The 19,492-nt window shown below is 36.8% G+C and carries 18 protein-coding genes; 11 read left to right on the forward strand and 7 right to left on the reverse strand.

The window, feature by feature from the left end; translation table 11 throughout:
• Positions 1-201 precede the first annotated feature (201 nt).
• From ACP5P5_RS07695 to ACP5P5_RS07705, 3 genes are all read left to right on the forward strand, one after another.
• Positions 202-657: an FKBP-type peptidyl-prolyl cis-trans isomerase gene (locus ACP5P5_RS07695; protein ID WP_428285523.1), complete on the forward strand. Its 456-nt coding sequence runs from the start codon at positions 202-204 to the stop codon at positions 655-657.
• 145 nt (positions 658-802) lie between these two features.
• Positions 803-2,056 carry a peptidase T gene (gene pepT, locus ACP5P5_RS07700; protein WP_428285524.1) on the forward strand — a complete coding sequence of 418 codons (1,254 nt, stop codon included), beginning with the start codon at positions 803-805 and terminating at the stop codon, positions 2,054-2,056.
• Positions 2,057-2,060: 4 nt separating this feature from the next.
• Entirely contained in the window at positions 2,061-2,774 is a 714-nt protein-coding gene (locus ACP5P5_RS07705) for a thioredoxin domain-containing protein (protein WP_428285525.1), read from the forward strand.
• A gap of 71 nt (positions 2,775-2,845) precedes the next feature.
• On the opposite strand, the gene ACP5P5_RS07710 is transcribed toward ACP5P5_RS07705, so the two are convergent.
• Genes ACP5P5_RS07710 through ACP5P5_RS07720 form a run of 3 tightly spaced genes read right to left on the reverse strand, consistent with a single transcriptional unit; the run spans position 2,846 to position 4,839 of the window.
• Positions 2,846-3,130: a c-type cytochrome gene (locus tag ACP5P5_RS07710; protein WP_428285526.1), complete on the reverse strand. Its 285-nt coding sequence runs from the start codon at positions 3,128-3,130 to the stop codon at positions 2,846-2,848.
• 11 nt (positions 3,131-3,141) lie between these two features.
• Positions 3,142-4,365 carry a hypothetical protein gene (locus ACP5P5_RS07715; RefSeq protein WP_428285527.1) on the reverse strand — a complete coding sequence of 408 codons (1,224 nt, stop codon included), beginning with the start codon at positions 4,363-4,365 and terminating at the stop codon, positions 3,142-3,144.
• A gap of 42 nt (positions 4,366-4,407) precedes the next feature.
• Positions 4,408-4,839, reverse strand: a complete 432-nt coding sequence (locus tag ACP5P5_RS07720) for a c-type cytochrome (RefSeq protein WP_428285528.1) — start codon at positions 4,837-4,839, stop codon at positions 4,408-4,410.
• A gap of 240 nt (positions 4,840-5,079) precedes the next feature.
• On the opposite strand from ACP5P5_RS07720, the gene ACP5P5_RS07725 reads away from it, so the two are divergent.
• The 3 genes from ACP5P5_RS07725 to ACP5P5_RS07735 all read left to right on the forward strand — a co-directional run bounded on the left by ACP5P5_RS07725 (position 5,080) and on the right by ACP5P5_RS07735 (position 7,377).
• Positions 5,080-6,012, forward strand: a complete 933-nt coding sequence (locus ACP5P5_RS07725) for an SPFH domain-containing protein (protein WP_428285529.1) — start codon at positions 5,080-5,082, stop codon at positions 6,010-6,012.
• A 152-nt stretch (positions 6,013-6,164) separates the two neighbouring features.
• Positions 6,165-6,866: a MotA/TolQ/ExbB proton channel family protein gene (locus ACP5P5_RS07730; protein ID WP_428285530.1), complete on the forward strand. Its 702-nt coding sequence runs from the start codon at positions 6,165-6,167 to the stop codon at positions 6,864-6,866.
• Positions 6,867-6,969: 103 nt separating this feature from the next.
• Positions 6,970-7,377, forward strand: coding sequence for an ExbD/TolR family protein (locus ACP5P5_RS07735; protein ID WP_428285531.1), 408 nt, complete (start codon positions 6,970-6,972; stop codon positions 7,375-7,377).
• Positions 7,378-7,521: 144 nt separating this feature from the next.
• On the opposite strand, the gene ACP5P5_RS07740 is transcribed toward ACP5P5_RS07735, so the two are convergent.
• From ACP5P5_RS07740 to ACP5P5_RS07750, 3 genes are all read right to left on the reverse strand, one after another.
• Entirely contained in the window at positions 7,522-7,914 is a 393-nt protein-coding gene (locus ACP5P5_RS07740; RefSeq protein ID WP_428285532.1) for a VOC family protein, read from the reverse strand.
• A gap of 39 nt (positions 7,915-7,953) precedes the next feature.
• Entirely contained in the window at positions 7,954-10,329 is a 2,376-nt protein-coding gene (locus ACP5P5_RS07745) for a 3-hydroxyacyl-CoA dehydrogenase NAD-binding domain-containing protein (protein WP_428285533.1), read from the reverse strand.
• 219 nt (positions 10,330-10,548) lie between these two features.
• Entirely contained in the window at positions 10,549-11,547 is a 999-nt protein-coding gene (locus ACP5P5_RS07750; protein WP_428285534.1) for a polysaccharide deacetylase family protein, read from the reverse strand.
• Between the two features lie 253 nt (positions 11,548-11,800).
• On the opposite strand from ACP5P5_RS07750, the gene ACP5P5_RS07755 reads away from it, so the two are divergent.
• A complete protein-coding gene (locus tag ACP5P5_RS07755; RefSeq protein ID WP_428285535.1) occupies positions 11,801-13,540 on the forward strand; it encodes a GMC family oxidoreductase in 1,740 nt (579 codons plus the stop codon).
• A 3-nt stretch (positions 13,541-13,543) separates the two neighbouring features.
• Positions 13,544-14,215, forward strand: coding sequence for a gluconate 2-dehydrogenase subunit 3 family protein (locus ACP5P5_RS07760; protein WP_428285536.1), 672 nt, complete (start codon positions 13,544-13,546; stop codon positions 14,213-14,215).
• A 77-nt stretch (positions 14,216-14,292) separates the two neighbouring features.
• Here the strand turns inward: ACP5P5_RS07760 and metG are convergent, their stop codons facing one another.
• The gene (gene metG, locus ACP5P5_RS07765) at positions 14,293-16,377 is read right to left on the reverse strand and encodes a methionine--tRNA ligase (RefSeq protein ID WP_428285537.1); all 2,085 of its coding nucleotides are present in this window, start codon (positions 16,375-16,377) and stop codon (positions 14,293-14,295) included.
• A 194-nt stretch (positions 16,378-16,571) separates the two neighbouring features.
• Here metG and ACP5P5_RS07770 point away from each other — a divergent pair, with 194 nt between their 5' ends.
• The 3 genes from ACP5P5_RS07770 (at position 16,572) to ACP5P5_RS07780 (ending at position 19,490) form a co-directional block, all read left to right on the forward strand.
• A complete protein-coding gene (locus ACP5P5_RS07770) occupies positions 16,572-18,317 on the forward strand; it encodes a glycoside hydrolase family 9 protein (protein WP_428285538.1) in 1,746 nt (581 codons plus the stop codon).
• 92 nt (positions 18,318-18,409) lie between these two features.
• A complete protein-coding gene (locus ACP5P5_RS07775; protein ID WP_428285539.1) occupies positions 18,410-19,123 on the forward strand; it encodes a glycosyltransferase family 2 protein in 714 nt (237 codons plus the stop codon).
• Positions 19,124-19,133: 10 nt separating this feature from the next.
• Positions 19,134-19,490: a DUF2304 domain-containing protein gene (locus tag ACP5P5_RS07780; RefSeq protein WP_428285540.1), complete on the forward strand. Its 357-nt coding sequence runs from the start codon at positions 19,134-19,136 to the stop codon at positions 19,488-19,490.
• Positions 19,491-19,492 lie beyond the last annotated feature (2 nt).

Genomic DNA, 19,492 nt, shown 5'->3' on the forward strand with positions numbered 1-19,492 from the left:
TTTTTTATAAGTTATTGAATGATAATATATTGGAGGAAAGTTAACGAAAATTAATTGTCTGTTCTGTTGCTTAGCCGTAATTTGCGCCTGAAGTTAGTGTTCAATGCCTTTTTTTTAGGTTGTATGTATCTTTCAACACAAAACAATTGGCTATATCAATCAAATGCTAATTTCTTAAACCATTAAAAAATTTAGAAAGCAATGCAACAAGTAAAAAAAGGTGACACCGTTAAAGTTCACTATCATGGAAGATTAGAAGATGGTACTACATTCGATTCATCTCAAGGTCGTGAACCACTTGAATTTGAAGTAGGTAGTGGAATGGTTATTGCCGGCTTTGATGAAGGTGTAACCGGAATGCAGATTGGTGAAAAGAAAACTATTCATATTCCTGCAAGTGAAGCTTATGGCCCTGTGCAACAGGAAATGATTATGGAGTTTCCTAAAAACCGTTTTCCTGCCGATTTAACCCCCGAGGTAGGAATGCAATTAAATATGAGCAATGGTCAGGGACAAAATTTTCCTGTAGTAATTGTAGAGCTTAAAGATGAAGTAGTAGTTTTAGATGCTAATCATCCTTTAGCTGGTAAAGACCTGATTTTTGATTTAGAATTAGTAGAAATTTCAGGTGGCAGCCCTTTAATTATCATGCCATAAATAACGGTAATAATTTTATATAACAGCCTCCTGCAACTTATCAGGAGGCTGTTTGTTTTATAAAAGCGTTAATGTTTTAAAGCCTTTTGCTGCAATTAGGTATACTGCATTATAAATATGTAAATTGCTATAAAATTGATTGGATATGTTAAAGAATTATCATTACACCGTTGCCGAAAGATTTATGCGTTATGTTCAAATTGATACCGAAAGTAATCACGCAAGTAATAGTTTCCCTTCAACTGAAAAACAAAAAGATTTAGCAAAACTATTGGTGTCTGAATTGCAACAGATGGGGATTACTGATGCTAAAATGGATGAGTTTGGTTATGTGTATGCCACAATTCCTTCCAATACAAATAAACAAGTACCCGTAATTTGTTACTGTGCTCATATTGATACCAGTGCTGATTGCAGTGGTACAAATGTAAAGCCCATATTACACAAAAGTTATAACGGTAATCCCATTGTGTTACCCGATGACAACTCACAGGTATTAACTATTGAACAATACCCCTACTTAAAAGAACATATTGGAAGTGATATTATTACTGCATCAGGAACTACATTGTTAGGGGCCGATGATAAGGCCGGTGTTGCTATCATTATGGAATTTGCACAATACATTATGCAACATCCCGAACACAAACATGGAACCATTAAACTTTTATTCACACCTGATGAAGAAGTTGGACGTGGTACTGAACATGTTAATCTTGAATATTTAGGGGCGCAATATGGTTATACTTTAGATGGAGGAGAGGCAGGGCATTTAGAAGTAGAAACATTTAGTGCAGATGCTGCAACCATTACTATTAATGGAGTAAGTGCGCATCCGGGCTATGCAAAAAATAAATTAGTGAATGCATTAAAAATTGCCGGTGAGTTATTGTCTATTTTACCAAAAGCAGAATGGAGTCCCGAAACTACCGAAAAAAAGCAAGGGTATGTTCATCCTGTTCGAATGGAAGGGGTAGCAGAAAAAGCTACTATCGATTTCATTATTCGAGATTTTGAAACAGCCAATTTGGCAAAATATGAAGACCGTTTAAAACATTTTGCTGAAACTGTTGTGGGTTGCCATGCCGGAGCCAGTTTTGAAATGGAAGTGAAGGAACAGTATCGCAATATGTATGAAGTATTGCAACATCATCCCAAAGTGGTTGAATATGCAGAAGAAGCATACCAACGTACCGGACTTGTTGTAAGAAAAGAACCTATACGTGGTGGCACTGATGGTAGTCGCTTAAGTTTTATGGGCTTGCCTTGCCCCAATTTATATACCGGTATGCAGGCAATACACAGCAAAAAAGAATGGGTAGGTGTAAAAGATTTGCAATTAGGAGTAGAAACATTGGTACATCTTTGTGAAATTTGGGAAGAAAAAACTTTAAATTAGAAATATGAAAACTTATAAGCTGCTTATTTTTTCCTTATTTGTGGGTATTTTCATGAGTTGTCAAGCTCAAAACAAAAGTAATGAAGCATTAAGTACAGATGCTTTTCAGCAACAAATTCAACAACCCGGTGTTCAAATTTTAGATGTAAGAACAACTGGTGAATTTGCCAATGGGCATATTGAACATGCATTGCAGGCAGATTGGTTAATACCTACTCAGTTTCAGGAAAGAGTTAAAAGTATTGATAAAGACAAACCTGTTTATGTTTATTGTTTATCCGGTGTGCGAAGCGCTGCTGCAGCAGATTGGCTTAGAAATCATGGATATGCGCATGTATATCACTTAGCAGGTGGCATTCAAGCATGGAACCAAGCCGGGAAACCTTTAGTGGGTGAATCAAAAGAAGCACAAATAACTATGCAACAATATGAAGCAATGGTACAACAGGGTGGTTCCGTTGTGTTAGTAGATTTTGGAGCTGATTGGTGCCCTCCTTGTAGAAAAATGCAACCCATATTAGATGCTTTGAAAGAAAAATATGGATCAAAATTAAATATTATTCGAATTGATGCAGGCCAACAAGCTGAAATTATGAAACAAATGAATTTGCCTGCGATACCTGTTTTTATTTTGTATAAAAATGGCAAAGAAGTATTTAGAAAAAATGGTATTGTAGCACAAAGTGATTTTGAGGCGGCTATTCAATCTAATTTGTAATGTTATAAAATAATATAAAAAAAGCCGGAGCATTATTTTAAATAATGCTCCGGCTTTTTAAATTTATGTGCTTAACGGCTGCTTTTTAAAAAATCTACTATTTTTTTTCGTTCTGCTTCTGTTATTAATGCTCTGGTTTGCATATGCATTCCAATGGTTTCCCATTGTTCCGCTGAATAAGATGCGGGTGATGGTGTATTATGGCATCGCTGACAATTTTCAGCCCATAATTGTGCACCCGATTTTGCTGCAACGGCTTTTGTTGGTGCACAACCATTTATGGATAACACCGCAACAATTGAAAAAACTGCTACAAGGGCTATCGTAATTTTTTTTATTGATAAAAACTGTTTCATTGCTTTTGTTTTTAAAGTTGTATAGAGAATTGCAAATAAAATGTATTGGTATTAGTTAAACCATTATAACTACCTAATACTTTGCTGGCTGTGCTTTTGCCAGTATAGGTTTCATAAGTAGCTTTTAATACAGTTCTCCAACTTAACCAATAATCTAACCCCACTGTTACTGTATGTTGGTTTGTACCAAAAGTTGAATTTCCTGGTAAGTTATAACTTGTATATCTACCGGCCAATTCAAAATTCTTCAGAAAATTATTTGCTTCTGTTGGCCTTACTGAGCATTGAACAAAACCTGCAGTAGTGTGGTTGTTAAAAGTATAGCTTTGAGTACTATCATTAGGGTTTATGAAATTTTCATTAGTAATGTTTTGAATATTATACTGTGCTTTTATGTTTAATAAAACAGGGCTAAATGTTTTTACATAATTTAAATCAAAAGCATACATATTACCAACCGCATTTGCATAAGGTGAACCCATATCACCAACTTTTCCAAACATCCCAGATACGCCAAGTTCTAATGAAGAGTTTGAAAAGGGTAACCAACCAATTCTGGCAGTAACTGTTTTATTGTTGTTGTTATCTACAATATTTCCACTGGCTAATGTGCCATCACCTAATAGTTGGTTGCCATTGCTTAGCGCTACATCGTAATTCAGTTTCATACTTCCAAGTGGTAAACCACCTTCTACCTCAACACCATAATCTGTAGGCGTCATGTCGGCAATTCCCATAGGGTCTGTTGCAAGTTTATCTATCCATCCTGCAGCTTCCCTTTTTGCATAAGTACCGAATGGTAAAACCAAGTAACCTGCTCTAATAATTAAATTGGGTGCAGCAAAATAAGACACGTCAGCCCAGTTTACACTTAAGCCATTGTTGTTGAAAGACGGTTCAAATTCCATTAAAAACTTTGTTCCATGGCGCCATAAAAACATAGGGCTAAACTCAAAATTGTCGGCATCCGGGAAACTATTGTTTTTACTGGTACTTCCAACACCATTCAAAGTATTAGTGTTTTTACTGGCAGCAAAACCAAAAGTAGTTAAACCTACCATCATAAAATGGTCATTCCCTGGCTTTTTGTAATTTACTTGTTGTTCTAGTGTATTCAACCTATCTAAAATAGAAGAATCTAAGCTACCGGAAGTTTGGCTATAAAGTTGCGAAGTAGTTAATACAATTAAAGCAAGTAACCATCTTGACCGCTTTAATGCAATATGTTGTTTCATAATTATGTTGTTTTAAGGTTAGCATAAAATCATTTACTTATTCTATTTCCTTTTTGCTAATGAGCGGATATAATTCACTAACATCCACCTTTGTGTATCAGTTAAGGCTTGTTTATATGAAGGCATTGGAGTATGACCTTCAGTCATTTTCCAATAAAGCGCTCCATCGGATTCTTTTTGTACTGCTGCTGAAGTATGATCGGCAGGTTTGGGATTTAGGGCAGCTGCTGCAATTCCATCGCCTTTACCATTATTGCCATGGCAGGGGCCACAGTTGGTAGTGTATAATTTTTTCGCTTCTTTTAAAACAGTGGTATTTCCTGCCAAAGGGTTTTTTAACTGATTGGCAGAGGCAGGAGCATTCCAATTATTGGTTTGCGCTTGTAATAATGCCGGAAATGTAATTAAGGCTAAAAAGAGAAAACCTGCTAATAAAGAGGTTTGTTCTATTCTTTTTTTTGTAACTTGTTTCATAGTGTGATGTTTTATGTATACAAAGTTTCATTTGTTGCTCTTTGCTTTTTTATGACCAATGTTAGGTTTTTAAATTATAAGCCTTTTTTAATATGACGAGTGTCATGTGCCATTTAACCATTATCATTATATTTCTCAATGAATATTATGTTGCTGGCAATTACATTTATTTTCTTTTAAATCCATTCCACTCATACATACATTTCCAAATATTATATTATCTTCAAAAAAAATTACATTATGGAAATCTTGGTTTCACTTTGGTGGCTCATCATCATTATTATTATTTTATTTTTCGGTTTGGTAACTGTACAACAGGCAAATATTGCGGTAATTACAATGTTTGGTAAGTACCGCAGGATATTGCGTCCCGGCCTAAATTTTAAAATTCCTTTCTTAGAACAGATTTATAAAATTGTAAGTATACAAAATCGATCAGTCGAATTAGAATTTCAGGCTGTAACAGTAGATCAGGCCAACGTGTATTTTAAAAGTATGTTACTCTATTCGGTTATTAATGCAGAAGAAGAAACTATTAAAAAAGTAGCATTTAAATTTATTAGTGATCGTGATTTAATGCAAGCACTTATTCGAACTGTGGAGGGTTCAATTCGTGCTTATGTAGCTACCAAACGTCAGGCTGAAATTTTATTGTTACGGCGCGAAATTGTGGAATATGTAAAAGAACAAATTGATCATTCTTTAGAAGATTGGGGTTATCATTTACAAGACCTTCAAATTAATGATATAACATTCGATAAAGCTGTAATGGAGAGCATGAGCAAAGTAGTGGCCAGTAATAATTTAAAAGCTGCAGCAGAAAATGAAGGCCAAGCTCTACTCATTACTAAAACTAAATCCGCTGAAGCAGAAGGGAACGCTATCAAAATTTCAGCCGAAGCTGAAAAAGAAGCTGCTCGCTTACGTGGTCAGGGTGTTGCTTTGTTTCGTGAAGAAGTAGCCCGTGGTATGAGCCAGGCAGCCGAACAAATGAAACAGGCTAATTTAGATACCAATGTAATTTTATTCAGCATGTGGACAGAAGCCATTAAAAACTTTGCAGAAGCAGGGAAGGGTAATGTAATTTTCTTAGATGGCAGCCCACAAGGCATGGATAAAAATATGCAACAAATTATGGCTATGCTTCAAATGAAGAATAACAAAACAACTTAAATAATGTGCCCATTACAACAACAAAAAATGCATAATCATACCCGAAATGTGTAAAAGCTTTGCTAAAACATAGGTTCAACACAATTTTATACACAAGTACCCAGTTAAGTTTGTTTAACCTATATTTTAGTGGTATCATAAAAAATAATAGCATGTTTCATTTGTTGCAAGTAACAACAACACCAATTGTTGATTCATTACATAAAACCGCCGCAAGTATACCGCCGGTAGAAGAAAAAATTTCAATGTGGGATATGTTGCAGAAAGGCGGCTTCATAATGTATCCATTATATTTTTTATTGGTTTTGGCCATTTTTTTCTTTTTTGAACGCTTAATTGCTATTCGAAAAGCTTCTAAAATTGAGCCTAATTTTATGAATATTATACGCGATAATATTTTATCGGGTAATATTTCTGCTGCTCGTAGTTTGGCAAAAAATACTCCCAATCCGGTTGCTAAAATGATTGATAAAGGGTTACAACGTATTGGTAAACCCATTGATGCAATTGAAAAAAGTATGGAAAATGTGGGCAAGTTAGAAATGTACAATATGGAAAGAAATTTATCCATTCTTTCCCTAGTGGCAGGCATTGCTCCTATGTTTGGTTTCTTAGGTACTATTGTAGGTATGGTGCAATTATTTTATGGTATTGCTTCAACTGGTGAATATACTTTAAACACCATTGCAGGTGGTATATATACTAAAATGGTTACCAGTGCTACCGGTTTGATTATTGGTTTAATAGCGTATGTTGGCTATAATTTTTTAAGCACACAAATTGATAAAACTGCCAACAAAATGGAAGTAGCCAGCGCCGAGTTTATTGATATTTTGCAAGAACCAACCAAATAATTTTTATGTTATCGGCTGCAGCACATTGGGCATCACCTGTTGCGTCGCACACTGCATCTGCAACAAATAAAATGAACATTTTTATAAATAATTAGTATTTAATATGAATATTCGCCAGGGTATAAGAAAAAGACAAGCTGAAGTGCATACCGGTGCATTAAACGACATTTTGTTTATTCTGCTGTTGTTTTTCCTTATCGTATCTACCCTTGCCAATCCTAATGTAATTAAAGTAGCGAATCCAAAAGCTAAAAGCGATACCAAAGCCAAACAAACAGTTGTAATAACAGTTGATAAAGATCAGAATATTTACATTGGCCAAAAATTAGTACCATTTGATCAGTTAGAACCTCAGTTACAAGCTTATTTAGCCAAAGAAACAGATAAGCCTTCCGTTGTTATAAATGGGGATAGCACCTCACACTTAGGCACCGCCATTAAAGTAATGCAGGTTATTAAAAAATTAGGTGCAACGCCTGTTGTAGCAGTTGATAATAATGGTGTACAATAAAACCTTGAATGTAAGGGTTAACAAATTAAAAGATTGATTATTTCTATCCAATAATTCGCAATGTAAAATAGGCTATTATCTGATAGCCTATTTTCAATAATGGTAAGTTGTTATGTGTTGAAGAGGGAATATTGCGTATTTTATTTAATCCTTTCTTTCAATTAAATCCCACTTATTACCATACAAATCTTCAAACACCAATACCGTACCATAAGGTTGTTGTTGTGGGCCACTAATAATATTTACCTTGTTATGCAATAAGTTTTCATAATCCCGTTGAATATTGTCGGTATGCAAAAATAAAAACACTCTACCGCCTGTTTGGTTGCCTACGCAATGCAATTGTTCTTCGTTGGCAGCTTTTGCTAATAATAATCTACAACCCAAACTGCCTGGTGGAGCAATCACTACCCATCTTTTCGTATCTGAAAGAGCGATGTCTTCTATTAACTTAAAATGTAATTTTTTTGTATAAAAAGCAATGGCTTCGTCGTAATCTTTTACCAACAAAGCCATTTGCATAATTTCCTGTTTCATGTATAACTAAACTATACTTTATAAATTTTATTCCAAGCTTTAGTTGCGAACTGGTTTACCTGTTTTTAAAACACTTTGAATGCGCTCAAGGGTTTTCTTTTCACCACACAAACTTAAAAAGGCTTCGCGTTCTAAATCCAATAAATATTGTTCTGAAACCTGAGTAGGAGCGCTTAAGTCGCCACCGCACATTACATAAGCCAGTTTGGTTGCAACTAAGGCATCGTGTTCTGTTGCATAGCCTGCCCGTTTCATTGAATTAATGCCAACCAATAATGCACCTAAGGCAGAACGGCCTAAAACGGTAATATCTTTTCTTTGAACAGGCATATTGTATCCGGCATCAAATAAATCAATTACTGCTTTTTTTGCTGCAGCAATTCTTCTGTCAGGATTTAAAATTACGCTATCTCTATCCTTCCGAAGAATACCCAATTGATACGCCTCAAAAGCACTGGTTGCCACTTTAGCAGTAGCAATGGTTAAAAAACGTTCTTTTAAAGTATTGGGTTCCGGTTCATCTTTGTGCAACTCATCTGCTGCCCGTAACACAAATTCTTTGGTTCCACCACCACCTGGTATTAAACCAACACCCAGTTCCACCAAACCAATATAAGTTTCAGCTGCAGCACAAACCTTATCGGCATGTAAATTTAATTCGCAACCGCCACCTAAGGCCAAACCATGCGGTGCACTAACAACGGGTACTGCCGAATAACGAACGCGCATCATGGTGTTTTGGAACATACGAATGGCCATGTCTAATTCATCGTATTCTTGTTCAATTGCCAACATAAATATCATTCCAACATTTGCACCGGCACTAAAGTTGGCACCCGGATTGGCAATTATTAAACCCTTAAATTTTTCTTCAGCAACGGATATGCCTTTTTGTATGCCTTCCAATACTTCACTTCCAATACTGTTCATTTTGGTGCTCCATTCTAATGCTGCTACATCATTACCTATATCATATAAGCGACATCCATTGTTTTTCCAAATTAATCCATCAGTAAAATTGCTCAACACAATAAAGCTACCTTCTCCCGGTAAAAAGCGATAGGTCTTAGAAGAAATATCATAATATTTTTTCTTCCCTTTTTCCAAGCAATAAAATGATGTTTTGCCGGCCTCCAGCATTTCTTCTACCCAACTAGCTACTTTGTACCCTGCTTGTTTCATTTCATGCAAGGTTTTTGCAACTCCTAATAAATCCCAAGTTTCAAAAGCCCCAATTTCCCAACCAAAACCTGCTTTCATAGCATCGTCAATGCGGTACAATTCATCGGAAATTTCCGGTATGCGGAATGAGATGTAAGAGAACAAAGCATAGTGAAAACTTTTGTAAAAATTTCCTGCTTTGTCGGCAGCATTATGTAATAATTTTATTCTTTCTTTTAAATCTTCAATTGGTTTAGCGGTATCCAGCGAAGCTATTTTTGGCTTTTGTCTTGCTTCATAAACGCCTGTTTGTAAGTTAATTACTTGAATATCTTTTCCGGACGATGATTTTATTTTTTTAAAAAATCCTTCGCCTGTTTTATCGCCTAATTTATTTTCCTGCACCATTTTTTCAAGCCAGTCAGGAATTTTGAAAATGGCATTAGCTTCATCATTCGGACAATTTTCTGCAACCCCTTTTGCAACTTTTACCAGTGTGTCAATACCCACCACATCGGCTGTTCTGAAGGTGGCCGATTTAGGACGACCGATAATAGGGCCTGTTAAAGCATCAATTTCATCAATGTTTAAACCCTGTTGTTGCATAATGTGAAAAATACTCATAATGCTATATACCCCAATTCTATTGGCTATAAAAGCAGGTGTGTCTTTACACAAAACGGTGGTTTTCCCCAAATGCAGGTCGCCATATTGTAAAAGAAAATCCACCACTTCTTTTTGAGTAAAAGGGGTAGGTATAATTTCCAACAATCTTAAATACCGCGGCGGATTAAAAAAGTGGGTGCCGCAAAAATGTTGCTTAAAATCATCGCTTCTATTTTCTGCCATTAGGTGAATGGGAATACCTGAGGTGTTAGAAGTAATTAACGTACCCGGCTTTCTATACTGCTCAACCTGGGCAAATATTTGTTGTTTAACATCTAAACGTTCTACTACAACCTCAATCACCCAGTCAGCAGTAGCAATATCTTTCATATTATCGGTGAAGTTCCCTGTAGTAATTTTTTTGGCAACATCGGCGGTGTAAACAGGTGAAGGATTGCTTTTTAATGCAGTTTGCAATGCATCATTCACCAATTTATTTCTTACTAGCGGATTAGGGTTGTCACCGGCATCTTTACTCAGCATATCTAACAGCAGTACTTCAACTCCTGTTCCGGCAAAATGGCAAGCAATTCGGCTGCCCATAATTCCACTGCCCAATACGGCAACTTTCTTAATAATGCGTTTCATTGGTTTACACTTTTATTGTTTTAAGTGGGCATTTTTAGCATACCCTTTTAATGTAGGTTATGCAAAAAATTATACATACATTTTTGTAAATGCTATGATAAAACACTTAATGTCAGTTCCATAGCTTACCTAAATGAAGTTTTTTCAAAGCTAAATAAAAAATAGTTAGCTATGCAACTAATTTTTTCAAAAAGAAGGATGGCATGTTAATTTTTTTATTTATTTTGCTAATTGACCTCTGCGTTGCATTAGTTCACGCCAAGTTGTTAAAATAATGCCATTTTGGTTAATAAATGCCTTTAAACGAGGGTCAATCATGGCCAATAAATCACCACGTCTGGTTGGGCCGCTATCCGAAATAAATTGGAATAAGGGCGAGTTAGCAGTACAATGCATAATCACCATGGTTACACCTGGTTCAAGATTTTTCAAGGCATTAATATATTGGTTGGTTCTAAATGTTTGCAATAAACTATCATTTTGTAAAGTGTTGGGCGGATTTACCCAATCGTAGCTTTCATTGTACAAGTCATCTAATACCGGTAGACCTGCGTTCCACAATAATTTGCCCATGTATTGCATTTGCCGAATAAGTGCTGTAGGTGCATGCATTTGTTTTGCAATGAGCGTTGCATGTCCACCCGGTAACATAACGGGGATATGATTTTGTATGCCCAATTGAACATACACTTTTGCAAAATCAGGGGTGGCCAAAAGGGTTCCCATATGCGTATCAACATGGGTTGGTGTAAAACCCATATTAAGGGCTCGTTGAAGTTGGGCATTTATTTCAGTGGCTACTTCAGTGGCAGCAGCATGTTGCACTACATCAGCTACACTATTCCATAAACATCCTTCCTTGTCAACCAAACCGGGTGTTGTGGGTTTACCACTCAGGGGTCCCCAACGATAATTTTTCCATTCGCTGGTCAATGTTAAATGTAACCCTGCATCTATTTGCGGATGTGTTTTTAAAAAGTTCACAAATTCCGGCACCCATGAACAGGGCATCATAACACTAGTTGAAGTGGCAACCCCTTTTGTTAATGCAGTTATGGCTCCAACATTCGATTCATGACTCATGCCCGCATCATCAACATGTAAAATAACAATTTTGGCACCTTTGGGAAATCCTAATTTTTCAGCATAAGTTGTATCAGACGCTTTTACTAAAACTACCAATAAGCAGGTAAAGGTTAATTGTATTATCTTTTTCATATGTAAACTATTATGCGTTATTGCAAAACCGTTGCAAGGTTTGTATGCTGTTAAATAAAACACACCAAATTTTCATACTAATAAAGTTGCAGTATTATAAATGAATGATGAAATAGTTTTTGGTTATTCATCACTTTTTGTCTAAAATCAAATTATGCACAATCTTGCAAAATATAGTATCGGCTTCATGCTTGAATAGTTTAAAATGCGTACTTTCAAATAACTAATTCAAACCTAAAAAAGCGAACAATTTATGGGTGAACTCCAAATTAAGAAAGAACCAAAGCAATATGATGCAATTATTATAGGCTCAGGTGCAGGTGGTGGTATGGCTGCCTATGTGTTAGCCAAAGCGGGTTTAAAAGTATGTATGTTGGAAGCAGGTCCTAATTATGATCCGGCAGTCAATTCCGATCAATTAAAAAACCCTTGGGATTCACCAAGAAGGGGCGCCAGTACCAAATTTCGCCCTTTTGGTGATTTTGATGGTTGCTACTGGGGTTGGGAAATTGATGGAGAACCCTATACGCATGCAAATGGTACTAAATGGGAGTGGTGGCGAGCAAGAATGGTGGGTGGAAGAACCAATCACTGGGGCAGAATTTCATTACGCTTTGGTCCGAAAGATTTTAAACGGAAAAGTATTGATGGATTAGGCGATGATTGGCCAATTGGTTATGAAGATGTAAAACCTTATTATGATAAAATTGATCAACTAATTGGCGTGTTTGGAACAAATGAAGGACTGCCTAATGATCCCGACGGTATTTTCTTACCTCCACCCAAACCGCGCTTGCATGAATTAATGTTGAAGAAAGCCGCAGGAGGCATAAATATTCCGGTAATACCTTCTCGTTTATCAATACTTACCAAACCTATTAATAAAGATAGAGGAGCTTGTTTCTTCTGTGCACAATGCAATAGAAGTTGTAAAGTCTATGGCGATTTTTCTTCCTCTTCGGTTTTGGTTAAACCGGCATTAGCAACAGGTAATTTAGATTTAATAACCAATGCTATGGCTCGTGAAATTTTAACCGGGAATGATGGTTTGGCAACGGGTGTTTCTTATGTGAATAAAACCGATTTGCTGGAATATCAGGTAAAAGGCAGGGTAGTTATTTTAGGCGCTAGTGCTTGTGAAAGTGCTCGACTATTATTGAATTCAAAATCAAAACGCCATCCTAACGGATTAGCGAATAGTAGCAATGTGGTTGGTAAATATTTGCACGATTCTACCGGTGCTGGTATGGGGGGAGTATTGCCACAATTATTTGGCAGAAAACGCTATAATGAAGATGGAGTAGGAGGTATGCATGTGTATACACCTTGGTGGTTAGATAATAAAAAGTTAGATTTTCCCCGTGGTTACCATATTGAATATTGGGGGGGCATGCAACAACCTGCCTATGGCATAGGAATGGGCATCCAATCGCAAAATGGCAGATTTGCTGTGAATGGAAAAACAAAAGAGGCGGGTGGGTATGGTGCCTCTTTGAAAGAAGACGTTCGCTTTTTTTATGGGGCTAGTTTTGGTATGGCCGGAAGAGGTGAGGCTATTGCAAGAGCAGATAGCTATTGTGAAATTGACCCGAATGTGGTGGATAAATATGGTATTCCGGTATTACGATTTAATACCACTTATACCGATTATGAAATTAAACAAGCCAAACACATGCATGAAACCTTTCAGGAAATAATGCACCAAATGGGGGCTATCATTACCTGGGGAGGTGATAACGGGCCACAGAATAATTGGGGCTTAGCTAATCCCGGAAATATCATACATGAAGCCGGTACCGTTAGAATGGGTAATGATCCCAAAACTTCGGCACTCAATAAGTGGAGCCAAGCACACGATTGTAAAAACTTGTTTTGTGTTGACGGTGGACAGTTTGTTTCCCAAGCCGACAAGAATATTACATGGACCATTTTAGCATTATCCATGCGTGCAAGTGAATACATTATTGACCAAATGAAAAAACAAAATATTTAAAGTATGGACAGAAGAAAATCCATTAAAGCATTACTCATTACCGGAGCATCAGCAGGTGTATTGGTGGAAGCCTGTAAAAATGCAGATAAAAAAATTACAGATGCATCTTCGGTTAGTGCTAACCCTTTTCTTGGCCCCGACAGAATGGCTGAAGAAATTAAACACTATGAAAAGGTAGCCGCAGAAAAATTTTTTGACGATCATGAAATGAAAACCATTCGGGTACTTTCAGACATTATTATACCAAAAGATGAAGTAAGTGGTAGTGCTACAGAAGCTAAGGTGCCTGAATTCATTGAATTCATTGTAAATGATATGCCCGAACATCAACTGCCTCTTAGGGGTGGACTGCGTTGGTTAGATATGCAATGCCTAAATAAATACAACCATGCTTTCGTTGATTGTACACCACAACAACAAATTGAAATGGTAGATGCTATTGCTTATCCAAACAAAGCCAAGCCCGAAATGTCGCAGGGAGTAGCTTTCTTCAATAAAATGCGTGATTTGGTAGTTACCGGCTTTTATACTTCCGAAATGGGTGTAAAAGATATTGGTTATATGGGCAATGTACCTAATCAATGGAATGGTGTGCCCGATGAGGTGTTAAAACAATATGGGTTAGCCTATTCTGAAAAAGAACTAAAAGAATGTGCCCATTACGACAAAGCATAATACCTGATTTTACATACACAAATGCCGCCCCGTTTATATTAAGAGCGGCATTTTATTTTAATAAACTGTTTTTTCATCTATCTTACCTCACTGCCATTTTCTGTTGTGTCTTCTGCATTAATAAAGTGCAGTTTTCCTTTACTGTCTTCGGCCATTAGTATCATGCCATTGCTATCAATGCCACGCATTTTTCTGGGGGCTAGGTTGGCCACTACAGTAACTTGTTTGCCTACAATGCTTTCAGCCGTAAAATGCTGTGCAATGCCCGACACAATAGTTCGTGTTTCAAAACCTAAATCAACCGTTAATTGCAATAGCTTATCGGCTTTAGCCACCTTTTCTGCTGCGGTAATGGTACCAACTCTGAAGTCTAACTTAGCAAAATCGTCATAGGTAATTTCAGGTTTCAATGGTTTGTATTCAATGGGTGTTATTTCATTGGTTTTTTCTTGCATGGGTTTACTTTCACTTTTTAGTTTTTCAATTTGTGCCGCTATGGTTTCATCTTCTATTTTTTTGAATAACAATTCCGGTGCTCTTAATGTGTATCCTGTTCGTAATAAATTTAAGGTTCCTGCATTTTCCCATTCTAACATTTTAGGTACTACTTTCATCATATGCAACATTTTTGCTGCAGTATATGGTAGGAAGGGATTGATTAAAATACTTAAGTTGGCTGTAAGTTGTAAAGCTAAATGCAAACAGTTGTCAATGTGGTGCTGATTGGTAGGATCTTCTGCTAACAAATTGGCTTTCTTCCAGGGCTCCTTTTTTTGCAAATATTGGTTCCCTTTTCTCGACAAATCAATTACTTCAAACAATGCATCCCTAAAACGGTAGTGTTCAATGTTGTCTTCAACTTTTTGTTTAGCAGTCTGTATATCCGCAATTAAACTGTTGTCAATTTCATCTAAAATATCTTTATGTAACGGAGGTACCTTACCGTTACAAAGTTTGTGCATTAATACAAAAGTTCGGTTAACAAAATTGCCCAAAATGGCAACCAATTCATTGTTGTTTCTATCTTGAAAATCTTTCCAGGTAAAATCATTGTCTTTAGTTTCCGGAGCATTGGCGCACAATACATAGCGTAGTACATCCTGTTGGTCGGGAAAGTCTTTTACATATTCGTGTACCCATACCGCCCAATTGCGTGATGTTGATACTTTTTCTCCTTCAATATTTAAAAACTCATTGGCTGGTACATTGTCGGGCAAAACAAAATTGCCATGCGCCTTTAACATTGCAGGGAAAATAATACAATGAAAAACAATGTTATCCTTCCCAATAAAATGTACCAACTTTGTATCCTCCCTACACCAATAATCGCTCCATTCATTGGTTAATTCCTTAGTAGCAGAAATATAGCCAATGGGTGCATCAAACCAAACATATAATACTTTTCCTTCTGCATCAGGTAAGGGTACTTTTACACCCCAGTTACTGTCTCTTGTCATAGCTCTGGGTTGTAAGCCATTGTCTAACCAACTTTTGCATTGTCCATAAACATTATTCTTCCATTCTTTATGTCCATCAATAATCCATTCTTTTAACCAAGGCTCATAGTTTTGTAATGGAAAATACCAGTGTTTTGTTTTTTTCTTTACAGGTATGGCATTACTAAGTGTACTACGGGGATTGATTAATTGCTCAGGACTCAATGATGTTCCGCATTTTTCACATTGATCACCATACGCACCGGGATTGCCGCATACAGGGCAGGTGCCGATAATATATCTATCTGCTAAAAAAGTTTGGGTAGTTTCATCAAAAAATTGCTCAGTTTCTTTTTCTTCAAATAATCCATCGTCATATAGTTTCTTAAAAAAAGCAGATGCTGTTTCGTGGTGTATGGGGTTCGATGTTCTTGAAAAAATATCAAAAGCAATTCCCATTTGCGCAAAACTTTCTTTAATTAACGCATGGTATTTATCAACCACTTGTTGTGGTGTAATCCCTTCCTTCATGGCACGAATGGTTATGGGTACACCATGTTCATCCGATCCGCAAATAAATTTTACATCGCGTTTTTGCGCCCTCTGGTAGCGCACATAAATATCTGCCGGTAAATAACAACCTGCTAAATGCCCAATATGTACAGGCCCGTTTGCGTAAGGCAGGGCAGCGGTAACCAACAATCTGTTATAATTTTTTGTAGTCATCTGTATCACTTTATTCAACTTCCGTTGCGTCGCACACTTATACTGTAATGCTTTTGGCGGCTGTTGGGCTGCAAAAATAAGCATAAGTTGTTAGTATGCGCTTTTAGCATTCCATATCAGCATTTATTCGGTTAGTACTAGCATATTTTATAGTAAATTGCTGCAATAATTGTCGCATCTATCATTTTTTTCCTATGTCAAATACTCGTATCATTATTTCATTAGTTTATTTACTAACATCATTTACTGTTAAAGCACAAACCATTGAAGTTAATCAGGTGGGTTATCAAATAAATGCACCCAAAATTGCTGCTGTATTCAATATTACCAATGGCACCAAGTTTTTCATCACCAATATTTCGGGCACTGATACCTTGTTTTCTGCTCAATTGCAGCCTACCCGCAATGATTTGTATGCCAATAATATTCCTGTTCAATTGGCCGATTTTTCTGCTTTCCAACAAGTGGGTACGTTTCAATTAATTGTACCCGGTGCAATCAATAAACCTCAAATAATTATTCATTTGCTGCCTTTTAATACAATTGGTAAAGCTGTTTTAAAAGGTTATTATTATCAACGTGCTTCCATGCCCTTATTACCGCAATATGCAGGTGTATGGGCTAGACCTGCCGGACATCCGGATAATGCTGTTTTGATACATGAGTCTGCATCCACTAATGAGCGCCCTGCCGGTTCAACTATTGCAACACCCGGTGGTTGGTATGATGCGGGCGATTATAACAAGTATGTGGTAAATTCCGGCATTACTATGTACACATTGCTTAGTGCTTATGCGCACTATGCTAGTTACTTCGATACCCTTACCACCAATATTCCAGAAACAGGCAATGGTCTGCCCGACATTATTAATGAACTATTGTACAATTTACGTTGGATGCTCACCATGCAGGATACTGATGGGGGCGTATATCATAAATGCACCAATGCTGCTTTTGATGGAATGGTTATGCCAAATGCAGCAACCCAACCCCGTTACGTAATTGAGAAAACAACAGCAGCCACTCTTGATTTTGCAGCAGTAATGGCACAGGCAGCAGGGATTTTTGCAAAATGGCAAAACAATCGTTTGCCTCATTTAGCCGACTCATGTAAACAGGCTGCAGTTAAAGCATGGCAGTGGGCTGAGCAGCATCCTAACTTAGATTATAACCAAACTGCCATGAATGCTAAGTTTAAACCTGCAGTTACAACCGGTGCTTATGGTGATACCCACTTAATGGACGAATGGTTTTGGGCAGCAGCAGAATTGGCTATCAGTACAAAAGATAAACCTTATATCAATTGGTTACTGCAGTATAAAGTTACTGTTGCTGTCATTCCCTCATGGAATCAAGTAGCAGCATTAGGCATGTTTTCATTATTAAACCATGCAAATCAATTGCCTGCTTCTTTACAACCACTTATTCAAAATTGTAAATTGCAAGCTATTGAAGTTGCCAATTATTTATTGCAACACGGCAATATGGCCATGCATACCGTTATGGGGCAATCGAATAATGATTTTATATGGGGCAGTAATGCTGTAGCTGCTAACCAGGGCATGTGGTTATTACAAGTGTTTCAACTTACAGGGGAAAGGCGTTATTTGAATGGTGCATTATCTAATGCCGATTATTTATTAGGTCGTAATGCAACAGGGTATTGTTATATAACCGGTTTTGGTACCAAAAGTCCTATGCATCCACATCATCGGCCATCTATAGCCGATGGTATTCAGGCACCAATTCCTGGATTATTGGTAGGCGGGCCTAATCCCTCTAGGCAAGATGGACAAATATACCCGAATAATTATCCTGAAACAGCTTATACAGATAATGATAAAGCCTATGCAGCCAATGAGATTGCCATTAACTGGAATGCGCCGGCCGTTTTTTTATTGAATGGTTTAAATTATTGGTCATTACAAAAAGCTTGGTAGCGCATTTAGAATTTTAATGCAGTGCTTATATTATTCAAAAAATTGCTTATTATTGAAATGACAATTTTTTTTAGTTATTTGCCACCTAATTTATGATGCAAAAGAAAGTACTGCTAATAATTCCCTGCTACAATGAAGAGGCTGCTTTACCGGCTCTACTTAGGGAGGTGGCAAAAACTACATTTCCCGAACCTTATAAGGTAGATGTTATAGTAGTGAACGACTGCTCAACAGATAATACGGTAACTGTAGCTAAGCAAATGAATGCTTGGGTAATTGATTTACCTATGAATTTGGGAATTGGTGGTGCAGTACAATCAGGTATACAATATGCATTTAACAATCACTATGATTTCGCTATTCAGTTAGATGGTGATGGGCAGCACCCTCCTGCTGAAGTAGTTACCTTACTCGATGCCCAAAAACAATATAATGCTGATGTGGTAATTGGTTCACGCTTTATAGGTAACGGTAATGGGTTTCAGTCTTCTTTTATACGCCGTTTGGGTATTCGTTATTTTCATTGGTTAAACCGAATATTTACGGGGAATCAAATTTTTGACAGCACTTCCGGATTTCGGTTATTAAATAAAAACGCCATTGCATTGGCTGCCAATAATTATCCCGATGAATATCCGGAGCCCGAATCATTGGTGTTATTTGCTAAAGCGGGTTTAAAGATAAAAGAAGTGTCTGTTCAAATGCGAGAACGGCAGGGTGGAACTTCTTCAATCGGGAAATCTGCCTCTGTTTATTATAGTTTTAAAGTTAGTTTAGGAATGTTTTTCACATTTATTCGTCATTAAACGTTATACCATGATACGCATACAATTGCTGACAATCGTTGTTAATATTTTTTTCTTAGTTTATATTTTCCGCTTAATTGTAAAAGGAAAATTAAGAGAAGAATATGCCATTGTGTGGTTAATATGTACACTGTTCATTATGCTTTTTTCCTTTTGGCGAAGAGGGCTTGATGTAATTGCTCATTTTTTGGGTGTGTTTGAAGCACCCAACTTGGTGTTTACCGGAGCTATTTTTGCTATTTTTATTTATTTGTTGCATTTAAGCGTGGTGGCTTCAAAATTACAAAACAACATTCGAAAGCTATCACAAGAAATAGCACATTTAAAGTTGGCGTTAGAAAACAGAGAAATTGAAAATTTAAAATAAAT

Source organism: Hydrotalea sp. (genome assembly GCF_049968455.1).
GTDB lineage: Bacteria > Bacteroidota > Bacteroidia > Chitinophagales > Chitinophagaceae > Hydrotalea.

What these genes read in the sequence shown, in the direction of transcription:
- ACP5P5_RS07695 (WP_428285523.1), top strand. Translation starts at nt 202, where the DNA reads ATGCAACAAGTAAAAAAAGGTGACACCGTTAAAGTTCACTATCATGGA.
- pepT (WP_428285524.1), top strand. Translation starts at nt 803, where the DNA reads ATGTTAAAGAATTATCATTACACCGTTGCCGAAAGATTTATGCGTTAT.
- ACP5P5_RS07705 (WP_428285525.1), top strand. Translation starts at nt 2,061, where the DNA reads ATGAAAACTTATAAGCTGCTTATTTTTTCCTTATTTGTGGGTATTTTC.
- ACP5P5_RS07710 (WP_428285526.1), bottom strand. Translation starts at nt 3,130, where the DNA reads ATGAAACAGTTTTTATCAATAAAAAAAATTACGATAGCCCTTGTAGCA.
- ACP5P5_RS07715 (WP_428285527.1), bottom strand. Translation starts at nt 4,365, where the DNA reads ATGAAACAACATATTGCATTAAAGCGGTCAAGATGGTTACTTGCTTTA.
- ACP5P5_RS07720 (WP_428285528.1), bottom strand. Translation starts at nt 4,839, where the DNA reads ATGAAACAAGTTACAAAAAAAAGAATAGAACAAACCTCTTTATTAGCA.
- ACP5P5_RS07725 (WP_428285529.1), top strand. Translation starts at nt 5,080, where the DNA reads ATGGAAATCTTGGTTTCACTTTGGTGGCTCATCATCATTATTATTATT.
- ACP5P5_RS07730 (WP_428285530.1), top strand. Translation starts at nt 6,165, where the DNA reads ATGTTTCATTTGTTGCAAGTAACAACAACACCAATTGTTGATTCATTA.
- ACP5P5_RS07735 (WP_428285531.1), top strand. Translation starts at nt 6,970, where the DNA reads ATGAATATTCGCCAGGGTATAAGAAAAAGACAAGCTGAAGTGCATACC.
- ACP5P5_RS07740 (WP_428285532.1), bottom strand. Translation starts at nt 7,914, where the DNA reads ATGAAACAGGAAATTATGCAAATGGCTTTGTTGGTAAAAGATTACGAC.
- ACP5P5_RS07745 (WP_428285533.1), bottom strand. Translation starts at nt 10,329, where the DNA reads ATGAAACGCATTATTAAGAAAGTTGCCGTATTGGGCAGTGGAATTATG.
- ACP5P5_RS07750 (WP_428285534.1), bottom strand. Translation starts at nt 11,547, where the DNA reads ATGAAAAAGATAATACAATTAACCTTTACCTGCTTATTGGTAGTTTTA.
- ACP5P5_RS07755 (WP_428285535.1), top strand. Translation starts at nt 11,801, where the DNA reads ATGGGTGAACTCCAAATTAAGAAAGAACCAAAGCAATATGATGCAATT.
- ACP5P5_RS07760 (WP_428285536.1), top strand. Translation starts at nt 13,544, where the DNA reads ATGGACAGAAGAAAATCCATTAAAGCATTACTCATTACCGGAGCATCA.
- metG (WP_428285537.1), bottom strand. Translation starts at nt 16,377, where the DNA reads ATGACTACAAAAAATTATAACAGATTGTTGGTTACCGCTGCCCTGCCT.
- ACP5P5_RS07770 (WP_428285538.1), top strand. Translation starts at nt 16,572, where the DNA reads ATGTCAAATACTCGTATCATTATTTCATTAGTTTATTTACTAACATCA.
- ACP5P5_RS07775 (WP_428285539.1), top strand. Translation starts at nt 18,410, where the DNA reads ATGATGCAAAAGAAAGTACTGCTAATAATTCCCTGCTACAATGAAGAG.
- ACP5P5_RS07780 (WP_428285540.1), top strand. Translation starts at nt 19,134, where the DNA reads ATGATACGCATACAATTGCTGACAATCGTTGTTAATATTTTTTTCTTA.